The organism is Brevundimonas sp. (assembly GCF_030682035.1).
GTDB lineage: Bacteria > Pseudomonadota > Alphaproteobacteria > Caulobacterales > Caulobacteraceae > Brevundimonas.
The window spans coordinates 436,680-459,746 of the sequence record NZ_JAUXQZ010000025.1 but is presented as its reverse complement, the minus strand read 5'-3'; the positions used below and the strand labels follow the sequence as shown (position 1 = coordinate 459,746).

At 68.5% G+C, this 23,067-nt stretch carries 22 protein-coding genes; 10 read left to right on the top strand and 12 right to left on the bottom strand.

The window, feature by feature from the left end; translation table 11 throughout:
• The first annotated feature begins 112 nt into the window (after positions 1-112).
• Positions 113-1,075 (top strand): malate dehydrogenase, encoded by a 963-nt coding sequence (gene mdh, locus Q8K49_RS07585; protein WP_305305129.1) that lies wholly within the window; start codon positions 113-115, stop codon positions 1,073-1,075.
• A gap of 165 nt (positions 1,076-1,240) precedes the next feature.
• Here the strand turns inward: mdh and Q8K49_RS07580 are convergent, their stop codons facing one another.
• Together Q8K49_RS07580 and zapE are read right to left on the bottom strand one after the other, a co-directional pair.
• A complete protein-coding gene (locus Q8K49_RS07580) occupies positions 1,241-1,753 on the bottom strand; it encodes a YbjN domain-containing protein (RefSeq protein WP_305305128.1) in 513 nt (170 codons plus the stop codon).
• A 62-nt stretch (positions 1,754-1,815) separates the two neighbouring features.
• On the bottom strand, positions 1,816-2,928 hold the full coding sequence (gene zapE, locus Q8K49_RS07575) for a cell division protein ZapE (protein ID WP_305305127.1): 1,113 nt from the start codon (positions 2,926-2,928) through the stop codon (positions 1,816-1,818).
• Between the two features lie 164 nt (positions 2,929-3,092).
• Between zapE and Q8K49_RS07570 the strand changes: the two genes are divergently transcribed.
• Complete coding sequence (locus Q8K49_RS07570) at positions 3,093-4,139, top strand: aspartate-semialdehyde dehydrogenase (protein WP_305305126.1); 1,047 nt, start codon at positions 3,093-3,095, stop codon at positions 4,137-4,139.
• A gap of 5 nt (positions 4,140-4,144) precedes the next feature.
• Entirely contained in the window at positions 4,145-5,071 is a 927-nt protein-coding gene (rarD, locus tag Q8K49_RS07565) for an EamA family transporter RarD (protein WP_305305125.1), read from the top strand.
• Here rarD and Q8K49_RS07560 read toward each other — a convergent pair.
• Both Q8K49_RS07560 and Q8K49_RS07555 read right to left on the bottom strand, forming a co-directional pair.
• Positions 5,068-6,213, bottom strand: a complete 1,146-nt coding sequence (locus Q8K49_RS07560) for a serine hydrolase domain-containing protein (RefSeq protein ID WP_305305124.1) — start codon at positions 6,211-6,213, stop codon at positions 5,068-5,070. The two genes, rarD and Q8K49_RS07560, sit on opposite strands and share 4 nt — an antisense overlap.
• A gap of 44 nt (positions 6,214-6,257) precedes the next feature.
• Entirely contained in the window at positions 6,258-8,273 is a 2,016-nt protein-coding gene (locus Q8K49_RS07555) for an ATP-binding protein (protein ID WP_305305123.1), read from the bottom strand.
• Positions 8,274-8,631: 358 nt separating this feature from the next.
• On the opposite strand from Q8K49_RS07555, the gene Q8K49_RS07550 reads away from it, so the two are divergent.
• A complete protein-coding gene (locus Q8K49_RS07550; protein ID WP_305305122.1) occupies positions 8,632-10,143 on the top strand; it encodes a PAS domain-containing sensor histidine kinase in 1,512 nt (503 codons plus the stop codon).
• A gap of 96 nt (positions 10,144-10,239) precedes the next feature.
• Here Q8K49_RS07550 and Q8K49_RS07545 read toward each other — a convergent pair whose 3' ends face one another.
• A complete protein-coding gene (locus Q8K49_RS07545) occupies positions 10,240-11,463 on the bottom strand; it encodes an NAD(P)/FAD-dependent oxidoreductase (RefSeq protein ID WP_370867742.1) in 1,224 nt (407 codons plus the stop codon).
• Between the two features lie 54 nt (positions 11,464-11,517).
• Here Q8K49_RS07545 and greA point away from each other — a divergent pair, with 54 nt between their 5' ends.
• Positions 11,518-11,994, top strand: coding sequence for a transcription elongation factor GreA (greA, locus tag Q8K49_RS07540; protein WP_305305120.1), 477 nt, complete (start codon positions 11,518-11,520; stop codon positions 11,992-11,994).
• Between the two features lie 154 nt (positions 11,995-12,148).
• A complete protein-coding gene (locus Q8K49_RS07535) occupies positions 12,149-12,301 on the top strand; it encodes a hypothetical protein (protein ID WP_305305119.1) in 153 nt (50 codons plus the stop codon).
• Between the two features lie 329 nt (positions 12,302-12,630).
• Here the strand turns inward: Q8K49_RS07535 and groL are convergent, their stop codons facing one another.
• Both groL and groES read right to left on the bottom strand, forming a co-directional pair.
• Positions 12,631-14,283 carry a chaperonin GroEL gene (gene groL, locus Q8K49_RS07530; protein WP_305305118.1) on the bottom strand — a complete coding sequence of 551 codons (1,653 nt, stop codon included), beginning with the start codon at positions 14,281-14,283 and terminating at the stop codon, positions 12,631-12,633.
• A 50-nt stretch (positions 14,284-14,333) separates the two neighbouring features.
• Positions 14,334-14,621 carry a co-chaperone GroES gene (groES, locus tag Q8K49_RS07525; protein WP_300470070.1) on the bottom strand — a complete coding sequence of 96 codons (288 nt, stop codon included), beginning with the start codon at positions 14,619-14,621 and terminating at the stop codon, positions 14,334-14,336.
• A 208-nt stretch (positions 14,622-14,829) separates the two neighbouring features.
• On the opposite strand from groES, the gene Q8K49_RS07520 reads away from it, so the two are divergent.
• Positions 14,830-15,255 (top strand): DUF2141 domain-containing protein, encoded by a 426-nt coding sequence (locus Q8K49_RS07520; RefSeq protein ID WP_305305117.1) that lies wholly within the window; start codon positions 14,830-14,832, stop codon positions 15,253-15,255.
• Here Q8K49_RS07520 and Q8K49_RS07515 read toward each other — a convergent pair.
• From Q8K49_RS07515 to pgi, 3 genes are all read right to left on the bottom strand, one after another.
• A complete protein-coding gene (locus Q8K49_RS07515; RefSeq protein ID WP_305305116.1) occupies positions 15,227-16,495 on the bottom strand; it encodes a tetratricopeptide repeat protein in 1,269 nt (422 codons plus the stop codon). The genes Q8K49_RS07520 and Q8K49_RS07515 overlap by 29 nt on opposite strands.
• A gap of 698 nt (positions 16,496-17,193) precedes the next feature.
• A complete protein-coding gene (locus Q8K49_RS07510) occupies positions 17,194-17,511 on the bottom strand; it encodes a hypothetical protein (RefSeq protein ID WP_305305115.1) in 318 nt (105 codons plus the stop codon).
• 398 nt (positions 17,512-17,909) lie between these two features.
• Positions 17,910-19,535 (bottom strand): glucose-6-phosphate isomerase, encoded by a 1,626-nt coding sequence (gene pgi / locus Q8K49_RS07505; protein WP_305305114.1) that lies wholly within the window; start codon positions 19,533-19,535, stop codon positions 17,910-17,912.
• 104 nt (positions 19,536-19,639) lie between these two features.
• Here pgi and Q8K49_RS07500 point away from each other — a divergent pair, with 104 nt between their 5' ends.
• The 3 genes from Q8K49_RS07500 to Q8K49_RS07490 all read left to right on the top strand — a co-directional run bounded on the left by Q8K49_RS07500 (position 19,640) and on the right by Q8K49_RS07490 (position 22,245).
• Positions 19,640-20,116 (top strand): hypothetical protein, encoded by a 477-nt coding sequence (locus Q8K49_RS07500; RefSeq protein ID WP_305305113.1) that lies wholly within the window; start codon positions 19,640-19,642, stop codon positions 20,114-20,116.
• Positions 20,117-20,494: 378 nt separating this feature from the next.
• Positions 20,495-20,992 carry a hypothetical protein gene (locus Q8K49_RS07495; protein WP_305305112.1) on the top strand — a complete coding sequence of 166 codons (498 nt, stop codon included), beginning with the start codon at positions 20,495-20,497 and terminating at the stop codon, positions 20,990-20,992.
• 245 nt (positions 20,993-21,237) lie between these two features.
• Positions 21,238-22,245: an adenosine kinase gene (locus Q8K49_RS07490; RefSeq protein ID WP_305305111.1), complete on the top strand. Its 1,008-nt coding sequence runs from the start codon at positions 21,238-21,240 to the stop codon at positions 22,243-22,245.
• Here Q8K49_RS07490 and Q8K49_RS07485 read toward each other — a convergent pair.
• Both Q8K49_RS07485 and Q8K49_RS07480 read right to left on the bottom strand, forming a co-directional pair.
• Complete coding sequence (locus tag Q8K49_RS07485) at positions 22,232-22,780, bottom strand: Smr/MutS family protein (RefSeq protein ID WP_305305110.1); 549 nt, start codon at positions 22,778-22,780, stop codon at positions 22,232-22,234. The two genes, Q8K49_RS07490 and Q8K49_RS07485, sit on opposite strands and share 14 nt — an antisense overlap.
• A complete protein-coding gene (locus Q8K49_RS07480; RefSeq protein ID WP_304879058.1) occupies positions 22,777-23,037 on the bottom strand; it encodes a helix-turn-helix transcriptional regulator in 261 nt (86 codons plus the stop codon). Before Q8K49_RS07480 ends, Q8K49_RS07485 begins: the two co-directional genes overlap by 4 nt.
• Positions 23,038-23,067: the final 30 nt, after the last annotated feature.

Below are 23,067 nucleotides of genomic sequence, written 5' to 3'. Positions count from 1 at the left end.
GGCGTCACGGTTGCAGGCCCGCGCTCGCGGGTCTAGACCGCCGCCACGTTTCCCAACCAAGCTCAACACGGCCTCAACTAGCGCGAAGCGCGGCAGGCCACCGGAGAAAAATATGGCTCGCGCGAAGATCGCCCTTATCGGCGCCGGCATGATCGGCGGCACCCTGGCCCATGTGGCCGCGCGCGAGGCGCTGGGCGACATCGTCCTGTTCGACATCGCTGAGGGCACCCCCCAGGGCAAGGCGCTGGACATCGCCGAGGCCACCGCCGTCATGGGTTCGGACGTCTCGCTCAAGGGCGCCAATGACTATGCCGACATCGCGGGCGCCGACGTCTGCATCGTCACGGCGGGTGTTCCCCGGAAGCCGGGCATGAGCCGCGACGACCTGATCGGCATCAATCTGAAGGTCATGAAGGCCGTCGGCGAGGGCATCAAGGCCCACGCCCCCAACGCCTTCGTCATCTGCATCACCAACCCGCTCGACGCCATGGTCTGGGCCCTGCAGCAGTTCTCGGGTCTGCCGAAAGAGAAGGTCGTCGGCATGGCCGGCGTGCTCGACTCGGCCCGTTTCGCCTATTTCCTCGCCGAGAAGACCGGGGTGTCGATCCAGGACATCCACGCCTGGACCCTCGGCGGTCACGGCGACGACATGGTGCCGATGGTGCGCCACTCGACCGTCGGCGGCCTGCCCCTGCCCGACGCCGTCGCCGCCGGCCTGCTCTCGCAGGCGGACCTCGACGCCATCGTCGACCGCACGCGGAAGGGCGGCGGCGAGATCGTCGCCCTGCTCAAGACCGGCTCGGCCTTCTACGCCCCGGCCGAGAGCGCCATCGCCATGGCCCGCTCCTACCTGCTGGACCAGAAGCGCGTCCTGCCCTGCGCCGTCTGGCTGTCGGGCGAATACGGCCTCAAGGACCTCTACGTCGGCGTCCCCGCCATGATCGGCGCCGGCGGCGTCGAGAAGGTGGTCGAGTTCACCACCAATGACGAAGAGAAGGCCATGTTCGCCAAGTCGGTCGAGTCCGTCCAGGGCCTGATCCAGGCCTGCAAGGACATCGACGGAAGTCTGGCGTAACGGCCCCGTCTCCTCCCTGTCGCGCAGCGATGGGGAGGTGGCGCGGCGCGCCTTCGCGCCGTGACGGAGGGGCTGCCGGCCACGCACGCGGATCGAGCCCCTCCACCACGCTTCGCGTGGTCCCCCTCCCCATTCGCTACGCGAACAGGGAGGAGACGGGACCCGCTATTGTGCGGAGGAATCCGCCGGAGCCGTCGCCGCCAGACCCTGCGCAAATTCCCGCAGCAGCTGCAGCCAGACCACCGTCGGCTCCTGCAGCTGGCCGGTTCCGACGCTGGTCAGGACGACGTCATACTGGACCACGGCCCCCGCCTGCTCGCCGCCGGTCGCAGGGACGAAGAAGGCCTTGAGGAAGCGATGCTCGCGGTTCCAGGCGTTGATCTGGTCGGGGGTGACCGGACCCGAGAAGACGGCGCTGTATTGCACGTCGTCGCACAGGCTCGGGCCGCAGGCGTAGAAGGTCAGGTTCCAGGGCAGGGGCTGGTCCGCCACGTGCAGGGTGGTCAGTCCCTCCGCACGGGCCGTCGGCTCGCCCACCGAGCCGCCCAGGTCGGTCAGCCAGGTCCGGGCCTCGGCGACCGACACGCCGTTGGTCGAGACCGCGGCCGGGGGCGGGGTCTGGGCCCGGGCCGGGCCGGCGGCGAGGGTCAGGACGGCGAGCAGGACGGGCAGGCGCATGAAGGATCTCCGGGGTCCCGGAAGTTAGAGCGACCGGCAAAAGCGGAATTGTGGCGCCGATCCTACGCCGTTCGCTCCCGCGCCAGCCAGTCCGCTCCGGCCATTTCATTGAGCCGCGACGCCGTCCGCTCGAATTCGAACGCCCCGACCCCCTTGCGGTACAGGGACTCCGGCGCCGCCTCGGCCAGCGCCACCAGCCGCGTCCCGGCCTCATAGAGGGCGTCGATCAGGGTCACGAACCGCCGCGCCTCCTGCTGACTGGCCGGTCCCAGCACCGGGACATCCTCAATGAACAGGGTGTGGAAACGTTCGGCGACGGCCAGATAGTCCTGCGGCCCGAGGGCCGTCCCGCACAGCTGGTCGAAGGTCGCGCGCGCCAGTCCGCCGTCGGTTCGCTCGATGACCACGTCGCGGCCCAGCACCTTCAGATGCGCCGGACACTCTTCCTGCTCGCCCTTGAGATCGGACCACAGCGCCTCGAACGCGGCGCGGCAGGCCGCATCGGCCGGCGCGAACCAGACCTTGTCGCCCATCAACCGATCCAGCCGCCAGTCCCTCGCGCCCGCGACGCTGACGACCACGCATTTCTCCTCGATCAGCGCGATGAAGGGGACGAAAAGTTCGCGGTTGATCCCGTTCAGATACAGCTGGTCCGGGGCCCGGTTCGAGGTCACCGCCAGCACCACATCCTGTTCGAACAGGGCCTCGAACAGCCGGCCCAGGATCAGGGCGTCGGCGATGTCGGTGACCTGCAGCTCGTCGAAACACAGCAGCCGCGCCTCCGACGCGATCAGCTCGGCCACCGGCCGGATCGGATCGTCGCCTTTCGACTGGCCGAACACCCGTTTGCGCGCCTTCGCATCCCCCTCGCGCCACTGCCGCATCAGATCGTGCACCCGGGCGAGGAAGGCGTGGAAATGGGCCCGCTTCTTCCGCGGCTCGGGGGTGCAGGCGTAAAAAAGATCCATAAGAATGGATTTGCCCCGTCCGGGCGGACCCCACAGATAGACGCCCCGCACCTCGGCTGGACCGAACAGCCCGCCCAGCGGGGCCCTCTTGTCGAGCGCCTTCTCCAGCCGGGCCAAGGCCTCGACCACCGAAATCTGCGATGGATCGGGCGTCAGCCGGCCGTCGGCCAAACGACGGTCATAAGCGGTGCGTATGCGTGACGGCATCGTTCTCGGGCTTAGCCGCGTCCGCTCCGCCTGAAAAGCGATTGCTTCGCGCCTGCGAAGGCCCACATACACGCCAACGTCCGGTCTGCCGGACACCCAACTCAACCCGCCCTCAAGTAGCGAGCGACCGCGTCGCGAGCCCAGGGCGTCCGAAGGACACCAATATGGGTTACAAAGTCGCCGTCGTGGGCGCCACCGGCAATGTCGGCCGGGAGATGCTGAACATCCTCGAGGAACTCGATTTCCCCGTCGACAAGATGCACGCCGTCGCCTCGCGCAAGTCCAAGGGCGTCGAGGTGTCCTGGGGCGACAGGACGATCAAATGCGAGGACATCGAGCTGTTCGATTTCTCGACTGTCGATCTGGTGCTGATGAGCGCCGGCAGCGACGCCTCGCGCCTGTGGTCCGAGAAGATCGGCAAGGCCGGCCCCATCGTCATCGACAATTCCTCGGCCTTCCGCATGGACCCGGACGTGCCGCTGATCGTGCCCGAGGTGAACCCGGACGCGATCAAGCTGGCGACGCGGAAGAACATCATCGCCAACCCCAATTGCTCGACCATCCAGCTGATGGTGGCGCTCAAGCCCCTGCACGACGCCGCGACGGTCAGGCGCGCGGTGGTCTCGACCTATCAATCGGTCTCGGGCGCCGGCAAGGCGGGCATGGACGAACTGTGGAACCAGACCAAGGCCATCTATGGCCTCGGCGACGCCCGGCCCAAACTGTTCCCCAAACAGATCGCCTTCAACGTCATCCCCTACATCGGCGCCTTCCTCGATGACGGCTCCACCGACGAGGAAGCCAAGATGTGGAAGGAGACGCACAAGATCCTCGATCCCGACATCAAGCTGACCGTCACCTGCGTCCGCGTACCCGTCTTCGTCGGCCATTCGGAATCCGTGAACCTCGAGTTCGACCGTCCCATCTCGCCCGACGAGGCCCGCGCCATCCTGCGCGACGCCCCCGGCGTCATGGTCATCGATAAGCAGGAGCACGACGGCTACATCACCCCTGTCGACGCCGCCGGCGAACACGCCGTCTATGTCAGCCGCATCCGCAAGGACCCCACTGTCGAGAACGGCCTGTCGCTGTGGATCGTCTCCGACAACCTGCGCAAGGGCGCCGCTCTCAACGCCGTCCAGATCGCCCAGCTCCTGGACGAGACGGGGATCCTCAAGCCGGCCTCGGGGTATCGAAGCATCACGGTCTGACGGCCATGCCGCCCGCCCCGTCCGCCACCCCCCGCGCCGCGCTGCTGTCGGCCTTCGGCTGCTATGTCATGTGGGGTTTCATGCCCCTGCTGTTCATAGGCCAGGGCGCGCTCGGCTTCGACTCGCTTGAAATCCTCGCCCACCGCGCCCTCTGGTCGGTGGCCGTCGCCGGCCTGCTGGTCCTGCTGGCGCGTCAGGGCGGTCAGGTCCGCGCCGCCTTCGCCTCTCCGAAGACCCTCGGCTGGCTGACGCTCTCAACCCTGCTGATCGGGGTCAACTGGGGCCTCTATGTCTGGGCCACGACGCATGAGGCCACGCTCGAGGCCAGCCTCGGCTACTATATCAACCCGCTGCTCAACATGGTCGTGGGCCTGTGGTTGTTCCGCGAGAAGATCGACAAATGGGGCTGGGCCGCCATCGGCCTTGCCGCCGTCGGCGTGGCCTTCCAAACCGCCGCCCTCGGCCGTCCGCCGTGGATCTCCATCATCATCGCCATCAGCTTCGCCAGCTACGCCGTCATCCGCAAACGCGTGCCGATCGACGCCCAGGCGGGCCTTCTGGTCGAATGTCTGCTGCTGGTCCCGTTCGGCCTGGCCTGGGTGTTGTGGCTGCAGCACACCGGCGCGAGCGTCGCCTTCGACAGCCCGGTCAACACCTTGTGGGCTCTCGCCAACGGCCCAGCCACCGTCCTGCCGCTGGCCCTGTTCGCCTGGTCGGCCCGGCGCCTGCCGCTATCGACCCTCGGCTTCATCCAGTTTCTGGCCCCGACGCTGCAGTTCGCCGTCGGCGTCTGGGCCGGCGAGGCCCTGACGCCCCTGCGCATCCTCAGCTTCGCCTTCATCTGGGGCGGCGCGGCCGTCTTCGCCGCCGCGGCCTTCTTCCGCCACCGCGCCGCGCGCGAGGCGCTGAAGCGGTGCGCGGAGCCGGTCTAAAGCCCCGCGTACAACGCCCCGATCAACCGTTGCGCCCTTGGGTCGCCGATCAGGTGCGGCGACTGGCGGGTCATCACATAGGCGGCTGACAATCCGGCGTCCGGATCGGCGAAGGCGCAGCTTCCGCCCCAGCCGCAGTGGCCCACCGCCGTCGGATTAGGCCCGAAGATGTGCAGGCCCTCGTTGCGCATCAGCCCCGCCGCCCAGCTGATGTCGAAGGGCACGACCTTGTCGGGACCGTGGATCCGCTCGCGCAGCATCTCGGCCAGCACGCCGGGCGACAGCACGGTCCGGCCGTCCAGCGTCCCGCCGTTGGCCAGCACCCCCATGATCCGGGCCAGATCCAGGGCGGTCCCGTGCAGATTGGCCGCGGGCATTTCGATCATCCGCCACTCGGTCGAGCCGCGTCCGCCCGGCGCCGACCCCCGATCGAGGAAAGCCGAGGTCTTGATCGCGTCGATCGTCCCCAGATGGGGCGCCGAGGCGGGTTTGCGCAGCGCCGCCACCCGACCGTGCTCGGCCTCGGGCAGGCCGATCCACAGGTCCAGACCGAACGGCGCGGCGAAATCCTCGCGCAGGGCGGTCCCCATGCTGCGCCCGTCCCCCAGCCGGAACAGCTCGCCCGCCAGAAAGCCGATGGTGATGGGGTGATAGCCCGACGCCGTCCCGGGCGGCCACATCGGCGCCTGGGCCGCCAGTCGCTCCAGCACCGCCGGACGGTCGAACCAGATCGTTGGATCGACCGTCCCGGAGAAGCCCGGCAGCCCGGCCTGATGGCTCATCAGCTGGGCCACGGTGACCCGGTCCTTGCCGGCCTCGCCGAAGGCGGGCCAGAGGGTGGCGACCGTCTCGTCATAGGCCAGTTTCCCCCGCTCCACCGCCGTGGCGACCAGCAGGGCCATCACCGCCTTGCCGGTCGAGAACACCGGCGTCAGCGTCGTCTCGTCATAGGGGAGTGTTTTCGCGGCATCGGCCCAGCCCGCCCACAGGTCGACCACCGTCTCGCCGCCGACGCACACGCTGAACCGCGCCGCCTGTTCGTTCAGTCCCTCGGGCGCATCGGTGAAATTGGCGGCGAAGGCGTCTTTCACAGCGGCGAAGCGCGGCGGGCAGAGGCCGTGAATGTCGGGTAGGAAGGTCATGGAGATGTCCTAGCCGCCCGCGATTCCCCCGTCACCTGCATGTCTCAGGCGGATTGGGCGCGCGGTTCGGCGGACAGGGTGGTCAGGGCCTCGTCGACGGCGGTCAGCAGCCTCGCCGCCGTGATCGGCTTGGCCATGTGGCCGTCCGCCCCTGCGGCGACCGAGGCCTGGACGTGGTCGGGCAGGGTGTTGGCGGACAACACCATCACCAGCGTCGGCGGCCGCTGCTCGTCCTGCTCCATCTTCCGGATTTGCTGGATGGCCGACAGGCCGTCCAGAACCGGCATCTGCATATCCATCAGGACCAGGTCGAAGGTCCCGACCCGGAAGGCGTCGACGGCCTCGACCCCGTTCTCCACGCAGGTGATTTGTACGCCGGCCCCGGTCAGGATCAGTTCGATCACCTTGCGGTTGGTCGCATGGTCGTCGGCCGCCAACACCCGCAGGCCGCCCTCGAAGCCGGCGGCCAAAGGTGCGACGGGGGCCGGGGCCGCGACCGCCTCGGAGGCGTCGAGCCGCAGGTCGGCCCAGAAGATGGAGCCCTTGCCGGGCGTGCTGGTGCAATCCAGCGTCCCGTCCATCAAGCCTGCCAGTTCCCGGCAGATGGCCAGGCCCAGCCCGCTTCCGCCGTACTGACGGGTGATGGAGGCGTCGGCCTGTTCGAACCGGCGGAACAACCGGTGTTTTTCGGCGATGTCGAAGCCCACCCCCGTGTCTTCGACGCTGAACCGGGTCCGTCCGTCCTCGGCGGGCAGGACGCGGAGGACAATCTTTCCGGCCTCGGTGAATTTGATCGCGTTCGAGACCAGGTTGGTCAGGATCTGACGAACCCGCGTGGCGTCGCCATCGACCCGCCGGTCGAGCGCCGGATCGATGGAAAATTCGAGGTTCAGCCCCTTTTCCTCGGCCCTCAGGCGCGAGAGGGCGACCACGCTGCGGGCCGCCTCGCCGAGATCGAAGCCTGCCCGCTCCACCGTGACAGCCCCTGACTCAATGCGCGACAGATCAAGGATATCCGAGAGCAGGCGCTCAAGAGTCTCGCCTGAGCTGCGAATAATCTCGGCCATCTCCTGCTGCGCGGACGGCAGGTGGGCGCGGCACAGCAGGTCGGCCATACCGACAACGCCGTTCAGGGGCGTTCGGATTTCGTGGCTCATATTGGCGAGGAAGGCGCTCTTGGATCGGCTGGCGGCTTCCGCGGCCTCCTTGGCCTTCTCGAGGCTGAGGCCGGTCTCGGTCAGGTCCGCCTCGCGGGCCTTCAGCTCCGTGATGTCGACCGCCACTGATACGATTCCGCCGTCCGGGAGCCGGCGGTCCTCGAACCGGTACCAGCGGCCGTTCGGAAGCTGCTGCTCCCCCGGATCGCGCCCGCGCGCCCGTACGGCCAGCCGCTCCGCGAGCCATTCCGCCTCCCGTCCGATCGCCTCGGGATGGCGCCCCTTGGCGAGATCCGACTCCAGCAATTCGCGGAAGCTCATGCCCTCCCGGAGGTGGACCGCTTCCACGTCTTCGGCGCCGGCCAGGGCATACTGCTGGTTCCAGATCACCAGCCGGTCCTCGGCGTCATAGAAGGCCAGGCCGGCCGGCAAGACCTCCAAGGCCTGCCGCAGATAGGAAAGGGAGGAGGCCTTGGAGGCCGCGGTGCGCCGCGCACGCCGGACCGTAGTCAGACGCCTTTCGTCCCGCCCGCGCTCAGCGGTGATGTCTCGGGACTGGGCCAGAATTCGGATGACCGCGCCGGCCTCATCGCGAACCGGAGAGATGGTGGTCAGCCACCAGCGCGGCTTGCCGGTGGCCGTGGGGCAGAACCCGGCGAATTCGGACGGCTGTCCGTCGCGCGCGATCTGCAAGGCCGCCAGCAGGGCCCCCCGCGTCTCCTCAGGCCAGAGCTCCGCCCAAATTCTTCCCCGATTGACTTCAAATGACTCGATCTCGAGGAGCTCGAGGCCCCGGTCATTCATATAGTCGACCGTGCCGTCGAGGTTGAGGATGCGCAACACGTCCTGGCTGGCCTTGGCCAACGCCGCGAAATAGCCTTCACCCGATCCGGAAAAACTCACATCAACGCTCCGTTGTCTCCGGAGTTTAGACGACGAAGTACAAAGGTATGCTGAATGGACGGCGCGGGTCCGGCGGGTGCGCCAGTTCGTCCAGACCTTCAGGAGCATCGGCGAAATTGGCGGCGAAGGCGTCCTTCACGGCGGCGAAGCGCGGCGGGCAAGAGCGGGGATGTCGGGGCGGTCGGTCATGGGGTGGTCCTCGGTCCCGGGGGGTCCGTCACCCACTGCACAGCCCGTCCCCGGGCCAGCGCCTTGGCTAAAACGCTTTCTATTCAAGCGTGTTTCGCGCATGGTCCGGTCCTGCCCACCAGGGCAGGGATGCTTTGGGGGCATCATGCCGCCGAGCGCGGATCATAAGTTGGACCAAACCCGGTTCCTGAGCGGGGGCGGAGAGCTGGGCGCGCTGACCCGCGCCTACGACTGGGCTGCGTCCCCCCTGGGCCCTCCCGGCCAGTGGCCCCAGAGCCTCAGGACCGCAGTCCGGCTCATGCTGACGTCGCACCACCCCATGTTCATCTTCTGGGGGCCTGACCTCATCCAGTTTTATAACGACGCCTATCGCCAGACCATGGGGCCGGAGCGCCACCCTTCGGCCCTGGGCGACAAGGGTCGGGACTGCTGGGCCGAGATATGGCCGATCATCGGCCCCCAGATCGATATGGTGATGCGGGGCGAGGGCGCGACCTGGCACGAGGACCAGCTGGTGCCGGTCACGCGGTTCGGATCGCGGCAGGACGTCTGGTGGACCTACAGTTACAGCCCCATCGACGCCGACGACGGCGTGGGCGGCGTGCTTGTGGTCTGCAAGGACGTGACGGATGAGCATCTGGCGAGGGAGGCCTTCGCCGCGGCGAACCGCCGGTTGGCCGATGAGATGGACCGCCTGCGCGAAATGTTCTCGCAGGCCCCCGGCTTCATGGCGGTCGTCGCCGGGCCGGACCACGTCTTCCAGTTCGCCAACAGCGCCTATCTGAAGCTCATCGGTCGAACCGACATCGTCGGCAACTCCGTGCGCGAAGTCATGCCCGACATCGCCGGGCAGGGCTTCTTCGAGCTCCTCGACGGCGTCTATCGCAGCGGCAAGGCCCACGTCGGGTCGGGCGTCGTGATCCAGTTCCAGCCGGACCCCGACGGACCGACCGGCCAGCACTATCTGGATTTCGTTTATCAGCCGGTCCGGGACGCGGCCGGAACGGTCACCGGCATTTTCGTCGAAGGCTATGACGTGACGGACCGGATGGAGGGTGAGCTTCGTCGCAACCTCATCGTCGAGGAGATGAACCACCGGGTGAAAAACACCCTCGCCACAGTCCAGGCCCTGGCGATGATGTCGGGAAAATCCGCCACCACGGTGCAGGAGTTCAAGACGACCCTCGGCCATCGCATCTCGTCGATGGCCAAGACACAGGATCTGCTGACCCGCGGCCATTCCCGGCCCGTTCCGGTGCATGACGTGATCCGGGCGGAACTGGAGCCCTACATGGGGGCGGGCGAACAGGTCGTGATCACCTGCCCGGAGCTCACCATCGCCCCCCAGGGCGCCGTCAGCCTCGGTTTGCTGGTCCACGAACTGACGACGAACGCCGCCAAATACGGCGCCCTGTCCGGGCCGAAAGGGACATTGGCGGTCAGATGCGAGGTCGACCCGGCCGGGGCCCGGCTGATCTGGCGGGAAACCTGCCCGTCGAAACTGCCCCAGTCGCAGCCCCCGGGTTTCGGAACCCGTCTCGTTCAAGGCCTTGCACGCGATCTCGGTGGGACCGCGGCAATGGGATTTGGGGAAATGGGGCTTGAGGCCGTGATCACCTTCCGTCTGGGAGAGCGTTCTTCGCCCGGGCGCCCCGGCGAGGAGCCGGCCGGCCCGGGCTGACGCCTGACGCGCCGCCTCAAACTCGGCCCCGCGCCAGCGCCCGGGTCGCCTCGCCCGCGGTGACCCTGATCGTCGCCGGCCCAGGGGGCTCCACTGTCACCGGGTCTCCAGCCAGCGCAAGACGCCGTCCGCCGCCACCACCCCCGAGGCCATGGAGGCCTGCAGCAGATAGCCGCCTGTCGGCGCCTCCCAGTCCAGCATCTCGCCCGCCACGAATACGCCCGGCATCGCGGTCAGCATCAGGCCGTCGTCGACCTGATCCAGCCGCACCCCGCCCGCAGACGAGATCGCCCGCTCCAGCCCCTGCATCCCGGTCAGGGTCAGCCGCACCGCCTTGATCCGTCTGGCCAGCTTGTCGGCGCCGACCGGCAGCTCGCCGGGAATCTCGCGCAACAGTCCGACTGCGACAGGCGACAGGCCGCCGACCTTGCGCAGCCAGTTGGTCGCGCTGTCCTTGCCGCGCGGCCTGGCCAATCGTCCCGCGAGCGCCTCGACCGACAGATCGGGCCGCAGATCGACGGTCAGCACCGCCGACCCGCCCTGCTCCACGGCCTCGCGCAGACCGGCTGACAGCGCATAGACCGCCCCGCCCTCGAGGCCGTACCGCGTCACCATCGCTTCGCCGCGTACCGTCCGGTCTCCATGCGTCAGGGCGATCGGCTTCAGCGGCTCCCCCGCGAACCGGTCCGCAAACACCGCACTCCATGGCACGTCGAACCCGACGTTCGACGGCCGGAACGGCTCGACCGCCACCCCTCCGGCCTCCAGCCATGCCCGCCACGCCCCGTCCGACCCCAGCCGCGGCCAGCTGGCCCCGCCCAGCGCCAGAACCACCGCGTCCGGCGTCTCGACCCGCTCGCCCTCCGGCGTCGCGAACCTCCATTCCAGCCTTTCGTCATCCCGGCGAAGGCCGGGACCTACCACACGCGACCGCGTCCTAACCGCGACCCCCAATTCATTCAACCGCCCCAGCCAGGCCCGCAGCAGGGGCGAGGCCTTCATCGCCCGCGGAAACACCCGCCCGGACGAGCCCGTGAACGTCGCCTGCCCCAGCCCCTCGGCCCAGCCGATCAGATGCGTCGGCGAGAACCGCTCCAGCCACGCCCCCACCGCCTCGCCCGCCGCGCCATACCGCCCGACGAACCCCTCCATCGGCTCGGAATGGGTCAGGTTCAGCCCGCCCCGCCCGGCCATCAGGAGCTTGCGCGCCACCGATGGCATGGCCTCATGCACCACCACAGTCACGCCCGCCCGCGCCAGCCGCTCGGCGGCCATCAGCCCGGCGGGCCCGGCCCCGATCACATGTACGGTCTTGCGCATATCCATGGCTCCTGATGGACCGGAACGCCGCAAGTCGCCATACGCTCATCCCCCATGAGCGTCGCCTTCACCCGCGAGGAAGATCTGGAGGCCACGGCCGCCGATCTTCCCGACCGTCCGATATCCCCGCACCCCAATCTGGTCACGCCCTCGGGCCTGGCCGCGATCGAGGCCGCCCTGGCCTCGGCCCGCGCCGCCTGGTCCGCCGCCCAGGCCCACGGCTCCATCGAGGCCGACCGCACCGCCATGGCCCGCGCCACTCGCGACCTGCGCTACTGGTCCGCCCGGAGGGCCACCGCCCAGCTGGTCGAGACCGGGCCCGACGGCCGCGTCCGCTTCGGCGGCTCGGTTACGATCGAGCGCGAGGACGGCCGGGCCCAGACCTGGCGCATCACCGGCGAGGACCAGGCCGACCCCGCCGCCGGCTCGGTCAGCCACGTCTCGCCCCTGGCCGTCGCCCTCATGGGCAAGACGGTCGGGGACGAAGCCGTCGTCGCCGGCCAGACCGTCGAGATCATCGCTGTCGATTGAACGCTGACGGTTGCCCCGCCGCCCCGCTTGGCCCACCTTGTGTCGGGACCACCGCCCGCTTTGCGCTCAAGCAGCGCGAAGCGCGGTAGCGCCAAAACCCTGCGCTCAAGCAGCGCGAAGCGCGTCAGCGCCAAAAAAAGAGAAAGAGCCGCCCATGGCCCGTAAGCCCAACTACAGTTTCGAGCGTCAGGAACGCGACCGCGCCGACGCCAAGAAGGCCGCTGAAAAAGCTGCCGCCAAGGCCGAGAAGAAAGCCGCCGCCGCCGCCCGCAAGGAAGCCGGCCTGCCCCCGCTCGAGGACGACTGAACCCGACCGGGCCTGGAGCAGCAGAGGGTCACCCCTCAGCGGGAAAACCGGGATGAACTTGCGAACTGGACGGCTCGCGCAGGCCACAAGGTCCGGGGTGAGATCGAGGCGTCACTCAAGGCATTACATACGTCTAAGCTCGAAGAGCGACGCTACACGGCGGATCACCTAGCCACCCGCTGGGGCTTCGACCTCAAAGGTTGACCTACGACCACCTCGGCGGCGTCAGTGCGAGCCCAACGGGACGGAGCCGGTGCCCTGATTTACCCAAAAAAGGGCGGGCCCGTCTCCGGACCCGCCCTTCCTGTTCAGCGTGAGCCGGGCGTGGATCAGAAGTCCATATCGCCCATGCCGCCCATGCCGCCGCCACCCATGCCGCCGCCGCCGCCGGCGCTCGCCTTCTTCGGCGCATCAGCCACAGCCGCTTCCGTCGTGATCAGGATCCCGGCCACCGAGGCCGCGTCCTGCAGAGCGGTGCGCACGACCTTGGCGGGGTCGATGACGCCGGCCTGGATCATGTCGACATACTCTTCCGTCTGGGCGTTGAAGCCGTAGGTGGGCGAGGCGTTTTCCAGCACCTTGCCAACGACGATGGAGCCTTCGACGCCCGCGTTTTCGACGATCTGACGGATCGGGGCCTGGATGGCGCGGCGGATGATGGCGATGCCCGCGGTCTGGTCGGCGTTGTCGCCTTTCAGGCCTTCAAGCGCCTTGGTCGCCTTCAGCAGGGCGATGCCGCCGCCGGGGACGATGCCTTCTTCAACCGCGGCGCGCGTGGCGTTGAGGGCGTCGTCGACGCGGTCCTTCTTCTCCTTGACCTCGACCTCGGTCGAGCCGCCGACGCGGATGACCGCGACGCCGCCGGCCAGTTTGGCCAGACGTTCCTGCAGCTTCTCCTTGTCGTAGTCCGAGGTGGTGTCCTCGATCTGCTTCTTGATCTGGCCGATGCGGGCCTCGATCGCGTCCTTCTCACCGACGCCGTCGACGATGGTGGTGTCGTCCTTGGTGATGGTGACCTTCTTGGCCTTGCCGAGCATGTCGATGGTGACATTCTCCAGCTTGATGCCGAGGTCTTCCGAGATGACCTGGCCGCCGGTCAGGACGGCGATGTCTTCCAGCATCGACTTGCGGCGGTCGCCGAAGCCGGGGGCCTTGACGGCGGCGACGCGCAGGCCGCCGCGCAGCTTGTTGACCACCAGGGTGGCCAGGGCCTCGCCCTCGATGTCCTCGGCGATGATGAGGAGCGGGCGGCCCGACTGGACCACGGCTTCCAGGATCGGCAGCATCGACTGCAGCGACGAGAGTTTCTTCTCGTGCAGCATGATGAGCGGCTCCTCGAGCTGAACCTCCATCTTGTCGGCGTTGGTGATGAAATAGGGGCTGAGGTAGCCGCGGTCGAACTGCATGCCCTCGACGACGTCCAGTTCGGTTTCGGCGGTCTTGGCCTCTTCGACCGTGATGACGCCTTCGTTGCCGACCTTTTCCATGGCCTTGGCGATCATGTCGCCGACTTCCTTGTCGCCGTTCGCCGAGATGGTGCCGACCTGGGCGATCTCGGAGTTGGCGCTGACCTTGCGGCTGGTCGATTTGATTTCGGCGAGGACGGCGGTGACGGCCTTGTCGATGCCGCGCTTCAGATCCATCGGGTTCATGCCGGCGGCCACGGCCTTGAGGCCTTCCTGGACGATCGACTGGGCCAGGACGGTGGCGGTGGTGGTGCCGTCGCCGGCCTTGTCATTGGTCTTGGAGGCGACTTCGCGGATCAGCTGGGCGCCCATGTTCTCGAAGGCGTCTTCCAGCTCGATCTCTTTGGCGACGGTGACGCCGTCCTTGGTCGAGCGCGGGGCGCCGAAGGACTTCTGGATCACGACATTGCGGCCCTTGGGCCCCAGGGTGACCTTGACCGCATTGGCCAGGATGTTGACGCCGCGCAGCATCTTTTCGCGCGCATCGGTGGAGAACTGAACTTGTTTGGCAGCCATCTGGCAGCTCCTTGAAGAGTGTGTGGGGACTGGAATTCAGACGCGGGTGCTTACGACAGCACGCCCAGCACGTCGGATTCCTTCATGATGATCAGGTCTTCGCCTTCCAGCTTGACCTCGGTGCCCGACCATTTGCCGAACAGGATGCGGTCGCCGGCCTTCAGGTCCATGGGGACATGCTTGCCGTCTTCATCGCGGGCGCCGGGGCCGACGGAGACGACTTCGCCTTCCTGGGGCTTTTCCTTGGCCGAGTCGGGGATGATGATCCCGCCCTTGGTCTTGGATTCTTCTTCAACGCGCTTCACGAGCACGCGATCGCCGAGCGGACGAAACGCCATTTGTCTGTCTCCCTGAGAGTGTCTTGAGGCCTTCCCGCGCGGCTTTGGCAGCCGGGACACGAGAGTGCTAACGGCGGGCAGATAGGGGGGGCGGGCCGGGGCGTCAAGCGCGGCGGGCGTAATGAGCTTGACGCAATGTACTTTGCAATGTAAAGTTCTCTACACGTTGCGATGGGATGGCCCGTCGCTCACTGACCAGGAGGCTTTCATGCTGTTCAAGACCCTGTCGCTCGCCGCTGCCGCGGCCGTTTCCCTCGCCGCCCCCGCCATGGCCGAGGATGTCACCGTGACCCTGACCGGAGTGGAGGCCCGCGGCGGCGTCCTGCTGGCGTCGCTGCAGACACGCGGCGAGTTCATGCAGGCTTCCGCCACCTACGCCGACCGCGTCGACCACCCCGCGGCCGGAACCGTGCGCGTAACTTTCAATGATGTCGCGCCGGGCGATTACGCCTTGATGGTCCTGCATGACGAGGACGCCGACGGTCGGATGAAGATGAACGGCTATATGCCGGGCGAGGGCTGGGCCATGGTCAATGGCGACGCCCTGCGCGGCCCGCCGACCTTCGACATGGTCAAGTTCACCGTCGCGGCCTCGGGCGCCGACCTCAGTGTGCCGATGTCCTACCCCCGCTAGGGGCTGCAGCCAGCGCCCAGCCGGCCTCGACCTGGCGGGCGAACAGAGGCCGTGCGCCACGCACGCGAGTGCGCCAGTCGCGGCCCCGTCCGTCCTGCCCCAACAGGTCGCCCAACTCCGTCCGGACCAGGCCCAGCGCCTCGTCCGGGCGGTTCTGTCTGATCAGGAAGCCGGCGTGCTTCTGGACCCCCGCCATGGCGTCGGCATGGGCGGGGGGCAGGCGGGTCGAGGCGATGGCCAGCGCCCGCCGGTAAAGGGCCTCGGCCTCATCAGCGCGGCCCAGCAGGTCCAGTACGGCGGCATATCCCTCGATCGTGTCCAGCAGGTCGGGGCTGTCGGGTCCCACTCCGCCCTCATAGGCGGCCAGGCCTTCGCGGAACGGGGCCTCGGCCTCGGCCCAGCGCCCCTGGTCGGAGAGGGCATAGCCCAGATTGGCCCGCGCGTTGCCTGTGAACGGATGGTCCGGCCCGACGATCTGCAGCGCCAGCTCCAACGCCCGGCGGAACGCCGGCTCGGCGGCCACGCCATCCCCCGTCACATGCAGGAACCAGCCCTGGTTGGTCAGGCACTGGGCCAGCAGCACCGGGTCGTTCGCCTGTTCGGCGATGGCCACGGCCCGCGCATACAGCGGCGCGGCCTGATGCGCCCGCCCGGTGCGGCGCAGGGAGTTGCCGAGGTTCGAGAGCACGATGGCGACGTGATAGTCGGTCGGGCCGTACAGCACCTCGTACATGCCCAGCACCTGGCGATACAGCGGGTCGGCCTCGGCGTGTCGGCCCTGGGCGGTGAGGGCGTTGGCGACCAGGTTCAGGCTGTCGGCGGTTTTTTCATGGACCGGGCCCAGATGTTCGCGCCGCAGGGCAAGGCTCGCCCGGGCCGCGGTCTCCGCATCCTCGTTGCGACCCAGGAAGTCATAGGCGCGGGCGCGGTCGTAGATCAGTGTTGCGCGCTCGACCAGGTCGGGCGCGGCCGCCTTGTCGAGCAAGGCCAGCGCCCGCTCGATGTCGGCCAGGGCGCCGTTGTAATCGCCCTGCTCCAGCTTCAGCCTCGCCCGCACCGCCAGCGGCCGTCCGATCTGTGACGCGTCGGCCCCCAGGCGGGTTTCGACGGCCCCGATGGCGGCGGCGATGGCGGCCTCGGCCCCCGGCAGGTCGCCCGCGGCGAACCGCTCATTGGTCAGGGCGATCAGGGCCACGGCCGCCTTTTCCGCGTCCGGCTCGCGCGCCAGGATTTCGGCCACGCGGTCGAGCGCCGAGGGGGCTGAAATGCGGACGTCGGAGGGAGGAGGCGGTGGCGCTGGCGGGGGTGGAGGTGGAGGTGGAGGTGGAGGTGGAGGTGGAGGTGGCGCGGTCACCGGCGGCGGCACGTACGGCGGACGCTCCTGGGCGGAGGCACAGGAGGCGAGCGCCGCCAGGGCCAGGATGATCACTCCACTTCGCACCCAACGCACCAAAGCACTCCCCTGCATCCGATACCCATGTTCGACCGTCCTGGCCGGCATTGACAAGCCTTTCCCGATGAACGGTGGATGAATGGCGAACCTGGGGCATTCAGGCGCCCGTGCCTACAGGCCCGGCGGGGGACAGTTCGTGATGGCTGCGAGCCCGGCTGACGCCCAGAGCCGCTATCGCGACCGCGATTGCGATGATGATGCAACCGGGTAGGTTCTGATCGTCGCGAAGGCCAGCCGCAATAGCAAAACGCCCGGCCTTTCGGCCGGGCGCTCCACTTTACCTGGCCGCTAACCTAGCAGCAGGAGCAAGCAGCAGCGACTGCTTCGCAGCAGGCGCAGGCCGCTTGAAGGACAGCCTCGGGAGAGGCGGCCATAGCGGCAGTGCCGGAAGCCAGCAGAAGCAGGCCGGCGACAATCAGAGTTCTTTTCATGACGAAATCCATTTCTTTGATTGATTAAGTTCCACTTCGGATCGACCTCGCCGGCTATCGGGGAGGCGGGTCTTCCGCTTCAACGCTAAGCGAACGAAGCACGGCCGGGCGGACGCGGTAGGTCGTCGTACGGGGGCTTGCGGGCTGATCCATCATCGGCGGCTGCACCATCAGCGCCTGACAAAGAACCGCGCAGTCTGTCGTACAGATGGCGGTCTGTGACTCACAGGGGATTTCCGACGACATCGCGACGCCAAACCCCTCCTGTCCTGGAAGGCTTGACGCCAGCGTCGCGGTCGCCACAAAAAGCGTCGCCAGAAGCGCGGCCACGGCAGCGGTCAAAGCCAACAAGCTGTGGCGGACGCGGTTCATCGGTCTTGTCATCCCAAGGATCGTCGCAGGTTACGTCCAAACTCCCATTCGCGCAAATCACCCGGGTAAGTTACGCAGCAATGCCGTTCGGGGTTGCTCCAGTCGCGGGAGAAATGGTTGGGGGCGCGTCCGCTCTTCCTCCTTGGGCGACAGTAGGCCTCGACCCCTGGCGGACTTTCGCGCTGTTGGTTGCCGGGTTGGCATAGCCGGGCCAGACTTTCACAGAGCCAACAAACAGGACGAATGCTGGCGCCGCGATCAGTGCCGCGAAGATGAGTCCAGCGACTTCTGCGACAGCGAAGCCTACCGCCATCGAAAGCAATAATGCACCGCTTCCCCAGAGCATTGGTCTTGCGCGGATGGCGGACCGTCAGTGTGTCCGCCTCTCGCCCTCGCCCCTAAACCATCAGCCGCTTCATCAGCTCCGCCGTGGACGGATCCAGCCCGGCCGACGGCTCCCCCGCCGCGACGTCCTCCAGCACCGCCTTCGCCAGCGCCTTGCCCAGCTCCACCCCCCACTGGTCGAAGCTGTTGATGTCCCAGATCACGCCCTCGACGAAGGTCTTGTGCTCATAGAGGGCGATCAGCGCCCCGACCGCCTCGGGGCTCAGGGCGTCCATCAGGATGGTGGTGGAGGGCCGGTCGCCGGGGAAGGCCTTGTGCGGGGCCAGGCGGTCGGCCTCGGCGTCGTCGGCGCCCGCCGCCATCAGCTCGGCCCGCGCCTGAGCCTCCGTCTTGCCGACCATCAGGGCCTGGGCCTGGGCCAGGGCGTTGGACCACAGGGGGGCGTCGCCCTCGCGGGCATCCATGGCCTCGCCCGAGGTATGGCCTACGACGATGAACTCCGCCGGCACGACCTGCGGCCCCTGGTGAATCTGTTGGAAGAAGGCGTGCTGACCGTTGGAGCCGGGCTCACCGAAGACGATGGGACCGGTGGCGGTGTCGACCGGCGAGCCGTCGCGCTTCACCCGCTTGCCGTTCGACTCCATCTCCAGCTGCTGCAGGAAGGCCGGCAGGCGACGCAGGCCATGGGCATAGGGCGCCACCGTTCGCGCATGCCGCCCGCGGCCCTCGACATTGTAGATCTGGGCGAGGGCCAGCAGCACCGGAGCGTTGCGCTCGATATCAGCGGCGAGGAAATGCTCATCCATGGCCCGGGCGCCGTTCAGCACCCGCTCGAACACGTCCCAGCCCAAGGCCACCGCGACGGACAGACTGACCGCCGACCACAGCGAATAACGCCCGCCGACCCAGTCGCGGAAGCCGAAGGTCCGGCCGCAACCCCAGGCCTCGGCCTTGTCCGGCGCCGCCGTCACCCCGATCAGATGATGCACCATCCGGCGGGGCGACAGGCTCTCGGCCAGCCAGGCCTTGGCCAGTTCGGCGTTGGCCAGCGTCTCCTGGGTGGTGAAGGTCTTGGACACCACCACCACCAGCGTCGTCTCGGGGTCCAGCCCGGCCAGGGCCTCGCCCATGTCGCGCGGATCGATATTGGCCACGAACCTCACGTCGATGACCGGCTCCAGCGGCCGCAGCGCGTCCCATAACAACCGTGGCCCCAGGTCTGAGCCGCCGATGCCGATGTGGACGACGGCCGTGAACGGCTGTTTGGTCCCGCCGGTCTCGGCGCCCGAGCCGACGTCGGTCGCGAAGGCGGCCATGGCCTTGCGCGCTTCGGCCACTGCGGCGGACACGGGCTGGCCCAGGGCGCGGAAGTCCGCGTCGTCGGCGGCCCGCAGCGCCGGATGCAGCACCGCGCGGCCCTCGGTGTTGTTGACGGCCTCACCGCCGAACAGGGCATTGCGCCGCCCTTCGACATCGCAGGTGCGGGCGAGATCCAGCGCGGCCTCGAACCCTTCGGCGCTCCACGACTGTTTCGACAAATCGAGATACAGGCCCGCCGCTTCCACCCCCATGCGGTCGATGCGGCCGGGATCGGTCGCGAACTGATGGACGATGCGCCCGCCGGCGTCCTTGCGGGCGACGCCACGGAGCATGTCGAGAGCCTGGGTGCGGGCGGTCATCGGGCGAGCTCGAAATTCGGAAAAGGTAAACCCTCGTTTACGGGTCGGGCGTAAGCCGGTTCAACGCTGAATCCGCGATTCGGCCAACTAGTATGAGGTTAGCCATGTCCTGCGGCGTCGCCCTGGCCGTCACCCTGCTGCTCTCCGACCCCAATGTGGCCTTGGCCGCGGCCCTGCCGCCGCCTGCGGCCGACGCACCGGTCTCGGTCGCGGGGGAGCCCTTGTTCGCCGACATCATCGCCCGTTCCGGCGCCCTGAAAGGCGTGGTCCAGGGTTGGATCGAGGCCGGGGTGGTGGATCAGTCCGACTTCGCTGCCGGTCCCGCCTTCGTCGGCTTCCGCACCCAGGCCGTCGAACTGGCCGCCCTCGATATGCAGGGCCACGTCATCCTCAAGGAGCGCGGCACGGACGGCGACCTGAAATGCATCCTGCGCGGCATCTCCGAGGACATCCCGGTCAAGATCGCCGCTGTCGAGGCCGCCGCCACCCCCGCCGCCCGCCGCGTCGCCCTCGACGAACTGGCCTATCTGCTGAACGACAACGTCGAGGTCATCACCGCGCCGCCCCAGCCGGAAGTCTAGGGTCCCCTTCGGGTAATTGGACCCGCCTTCGATTCCCTCGCTGCCAACGGTGGTTGGTTCATCACGAAGGACACGAAGGGATCACAAAGGACACAACGGGTTCTGAGCGGTGGACGGAGACGAACCCTCCATCAACACCGGCTGTCGATTTGATCAAGGCGGCGAAGCCGCAGTCCAGTGGTCGGGAGGCACGTCCGGCGTGGACGCACCCCCGGTCCCTTCGTGCCTTCCTTCGTGTCCTTTGTGATGAACCACCCGGCCGTCGCCCCTTGACCGTGCGGTCCGAGCACGACCGATTCTGTCGTAGCGGCGCCCGATCCTGCGTCCATGTACGAGGGATACGCCCGAAAACTCAGATGCGAAGACACCTGGCGCGCGGTGCGCCGGGCATGGGAGGCGGGAGAGACCGCGGCCTCGCTGGCCCAGCGGTATGACGTCGGCCTGGCCAACCTGTGGCGACGCCGGGCGTCGGAAGGCGGGAAACGGCGCGCCACCGCCGATCCGGATCCGGAGCCGGCGGAGGGCCGGGACCGCTACGCCCAACGCAAACAGGCCGAGTTCGAATACCAGCTGGAGGAGACGCGGCTGCTGGCGGCCAAGCTGGCCGAGGCGATGCGGGGCGGGCCGCTGGAGCAGGTTCCGGTCTGGCACCTCGGCTTCGTGCCGGAATGGCGGGCGGAGAACCTTCCGCCCGGGACGGCGGCCTGCGACCGGGCCTGGGCGGTCCGTCACGGCTGGACCGGGGCCTTCTGGAGCGAAACGGGGTGGCTGCACCCCCTGTCGTATCTGGATGAGGTGACCCTGCAGGCGAACCGCGACGCCTGGCGCGAGGACGCCGGCCTCCCGCCGGGCGCGGCGGAGTCCTGGCCTTGTTGAGGTCGGTGGAGTGGATCGGATCCTTCTCCTATTGGCAGCCGAGACCGGGGGACCCGGCGGCGCCGAAGGCGATCTATTCAGGCAGACGATGTCCGACAGCGGAGCCCGCGACAGGTTCGCGCTCTCGCGCGCCGCTGGGTCCCCCGGTCCGCGCCGCTCACGCGGCTTGCCGGAGGATGACGAAAGCAGGGGAATCCGCCGGAGACTCTCGCCAATCCGTTCCGCGCCCGCTATGGCCCCCGCCCATGACCCAGAACCCCACCTATGACGTCTGCGCCGTCGGCAACGCCATCGTCGACGTGCTCGCCCCCTGCGACCCCGCCTTCCTGACGGCCCAGGGCCTGACCGCCGGCTCCATGCAGCTGGTCGATGCGCAACAGTGCGGGGCGCTGTACGCCGCCATGGCCGCGGGCGTTGAGGCCTCGGGCGGGTCGGCGGGCAACACCGTCGCCGGCGTCGGCTCCTTAGGCGGCCGCGCGGCCTATATCGGCAAGGTCGCGGACGATGTGCTGGGCGGGGTCTTCAGCCACGACATCCGCGCCGCCGGCGTCGCCTTCGACACGCCGGTGCTGCCGGGCGCCGCCACCGGCGCCTGCATGATCAATGTCACGCCCGACGGCCAACGCACCATGTGCACCTTCCTCGGCGCCGCCAACCAGCTGTCTGCCGCCGACATCGACGCCGATCTGATCGGCGCCTCGGCCATCGTCTATCTGGAAGGCTATCTGTTCGATCCGGCCCCGGCCCGCGCCGCCTTCGAGGCCGCCGCGGCGTGCGCCCACGCCGCCGGACGCAAGGTCGCCATCACCCTGTCCGACACCTTCGTCGTCGCCCGCTGGCGCGCCGAACTGCTGGCCTTCATTGAAGCCTCGGCCGACATCGTCCTGGCCAATGAGGGCGAACTGGCCGCCCTGTTCGAGACGGACGATTTCGACGCCGCCGCCGCGCAGCTGGCATCCATGGTCGAGGTCGCCGCCATCACCCGCGGCGCCGCAGGCTCGGTGATCCTGTCGGGCGACGAACGGGTCGAGGTCGCGGCCTTCCCGGTCGACAAGGTGGTGGACACGACCGGCGCCGGCGACCAGTACGCCGCCGGCTTCCTGCTCGGCCTCGCCCGCTACCTCTCGCTCGAGGACGCCGGCAAGCTGGGCTCGCTGGCGGCAGCGGAGGTCATCGCCCACTGGGGCCCGAGGCCGATGACGTCGCTGGAAGGGCTTGCGAAAGAGGCGGGGCTCACGCTCAACCCCGCCTGATCGTCACATACAGGGCGCCGTCGCCGCCGTGGCGCCGCGCCGCCGGCGCGAAGCCTGACACCACCCCGCGCAAGGCCGGGCTCTGCAGCCATTCATGCACCGACGCCCGGATCACGCCGATTCCGCCGCGCCGCCCCTGACCGGTGATCACCAGCACCGAGCGATAGCCGCGCGCCTGGGCCCCCAGCAGGAACGCCGTCAGGGCGTCCTGGGCCTGGAAGCGGCCGAAGCCGTGCAGGTCGAACCTCGCCTCGATCGGGTCGCGCTCGCGCGACAGCCGGCGTTGGCGGCGGGGCTCAAGCTCTTCGGGGTGGCCGCGAGGGCGATCGGGCGCCGGGGGCGCGGGCGGGCTCCATGCGAGGGAGACGCTGCGGGCCTTGACCGGGCCCTTCGGATGTGGCGCGGCGGGCGGGTCGACCGCCGCTGCGCCGGGGATCACGAGCGCCGCCTTCTTCGGCTTGCGGGGGGTAACCGAGCCGGCGACGCGGGCCCAGATGCGGCGGTCGTCAGGGCTCAGGTCGTCGCGGCGGCTCATGTCGTGCCGGGGGCGTTCCCGTCCGGGTCCTCGTCCGAGCCGATGTCCTGCGGCCCCGGCGCCTGGACCAGAAGGTCGCCCGGCTGGCAGTTCAACTCGCGGCACAGGGCGTCCAGGGTGGTGAAGCGGATCGCCCGCGCCTTGCCGGTCTTGAGGATCGACAGGTTCGCCAGCGTCACGCCGACGCGGTCGGCCAGCTCGGTCAGCGACATACGCCGTTCGAGGAGGATGCGATCGAGTTGCACGCGGATGGCCATGGGGTCTTCTCTATCTGTCGACGCGCGACG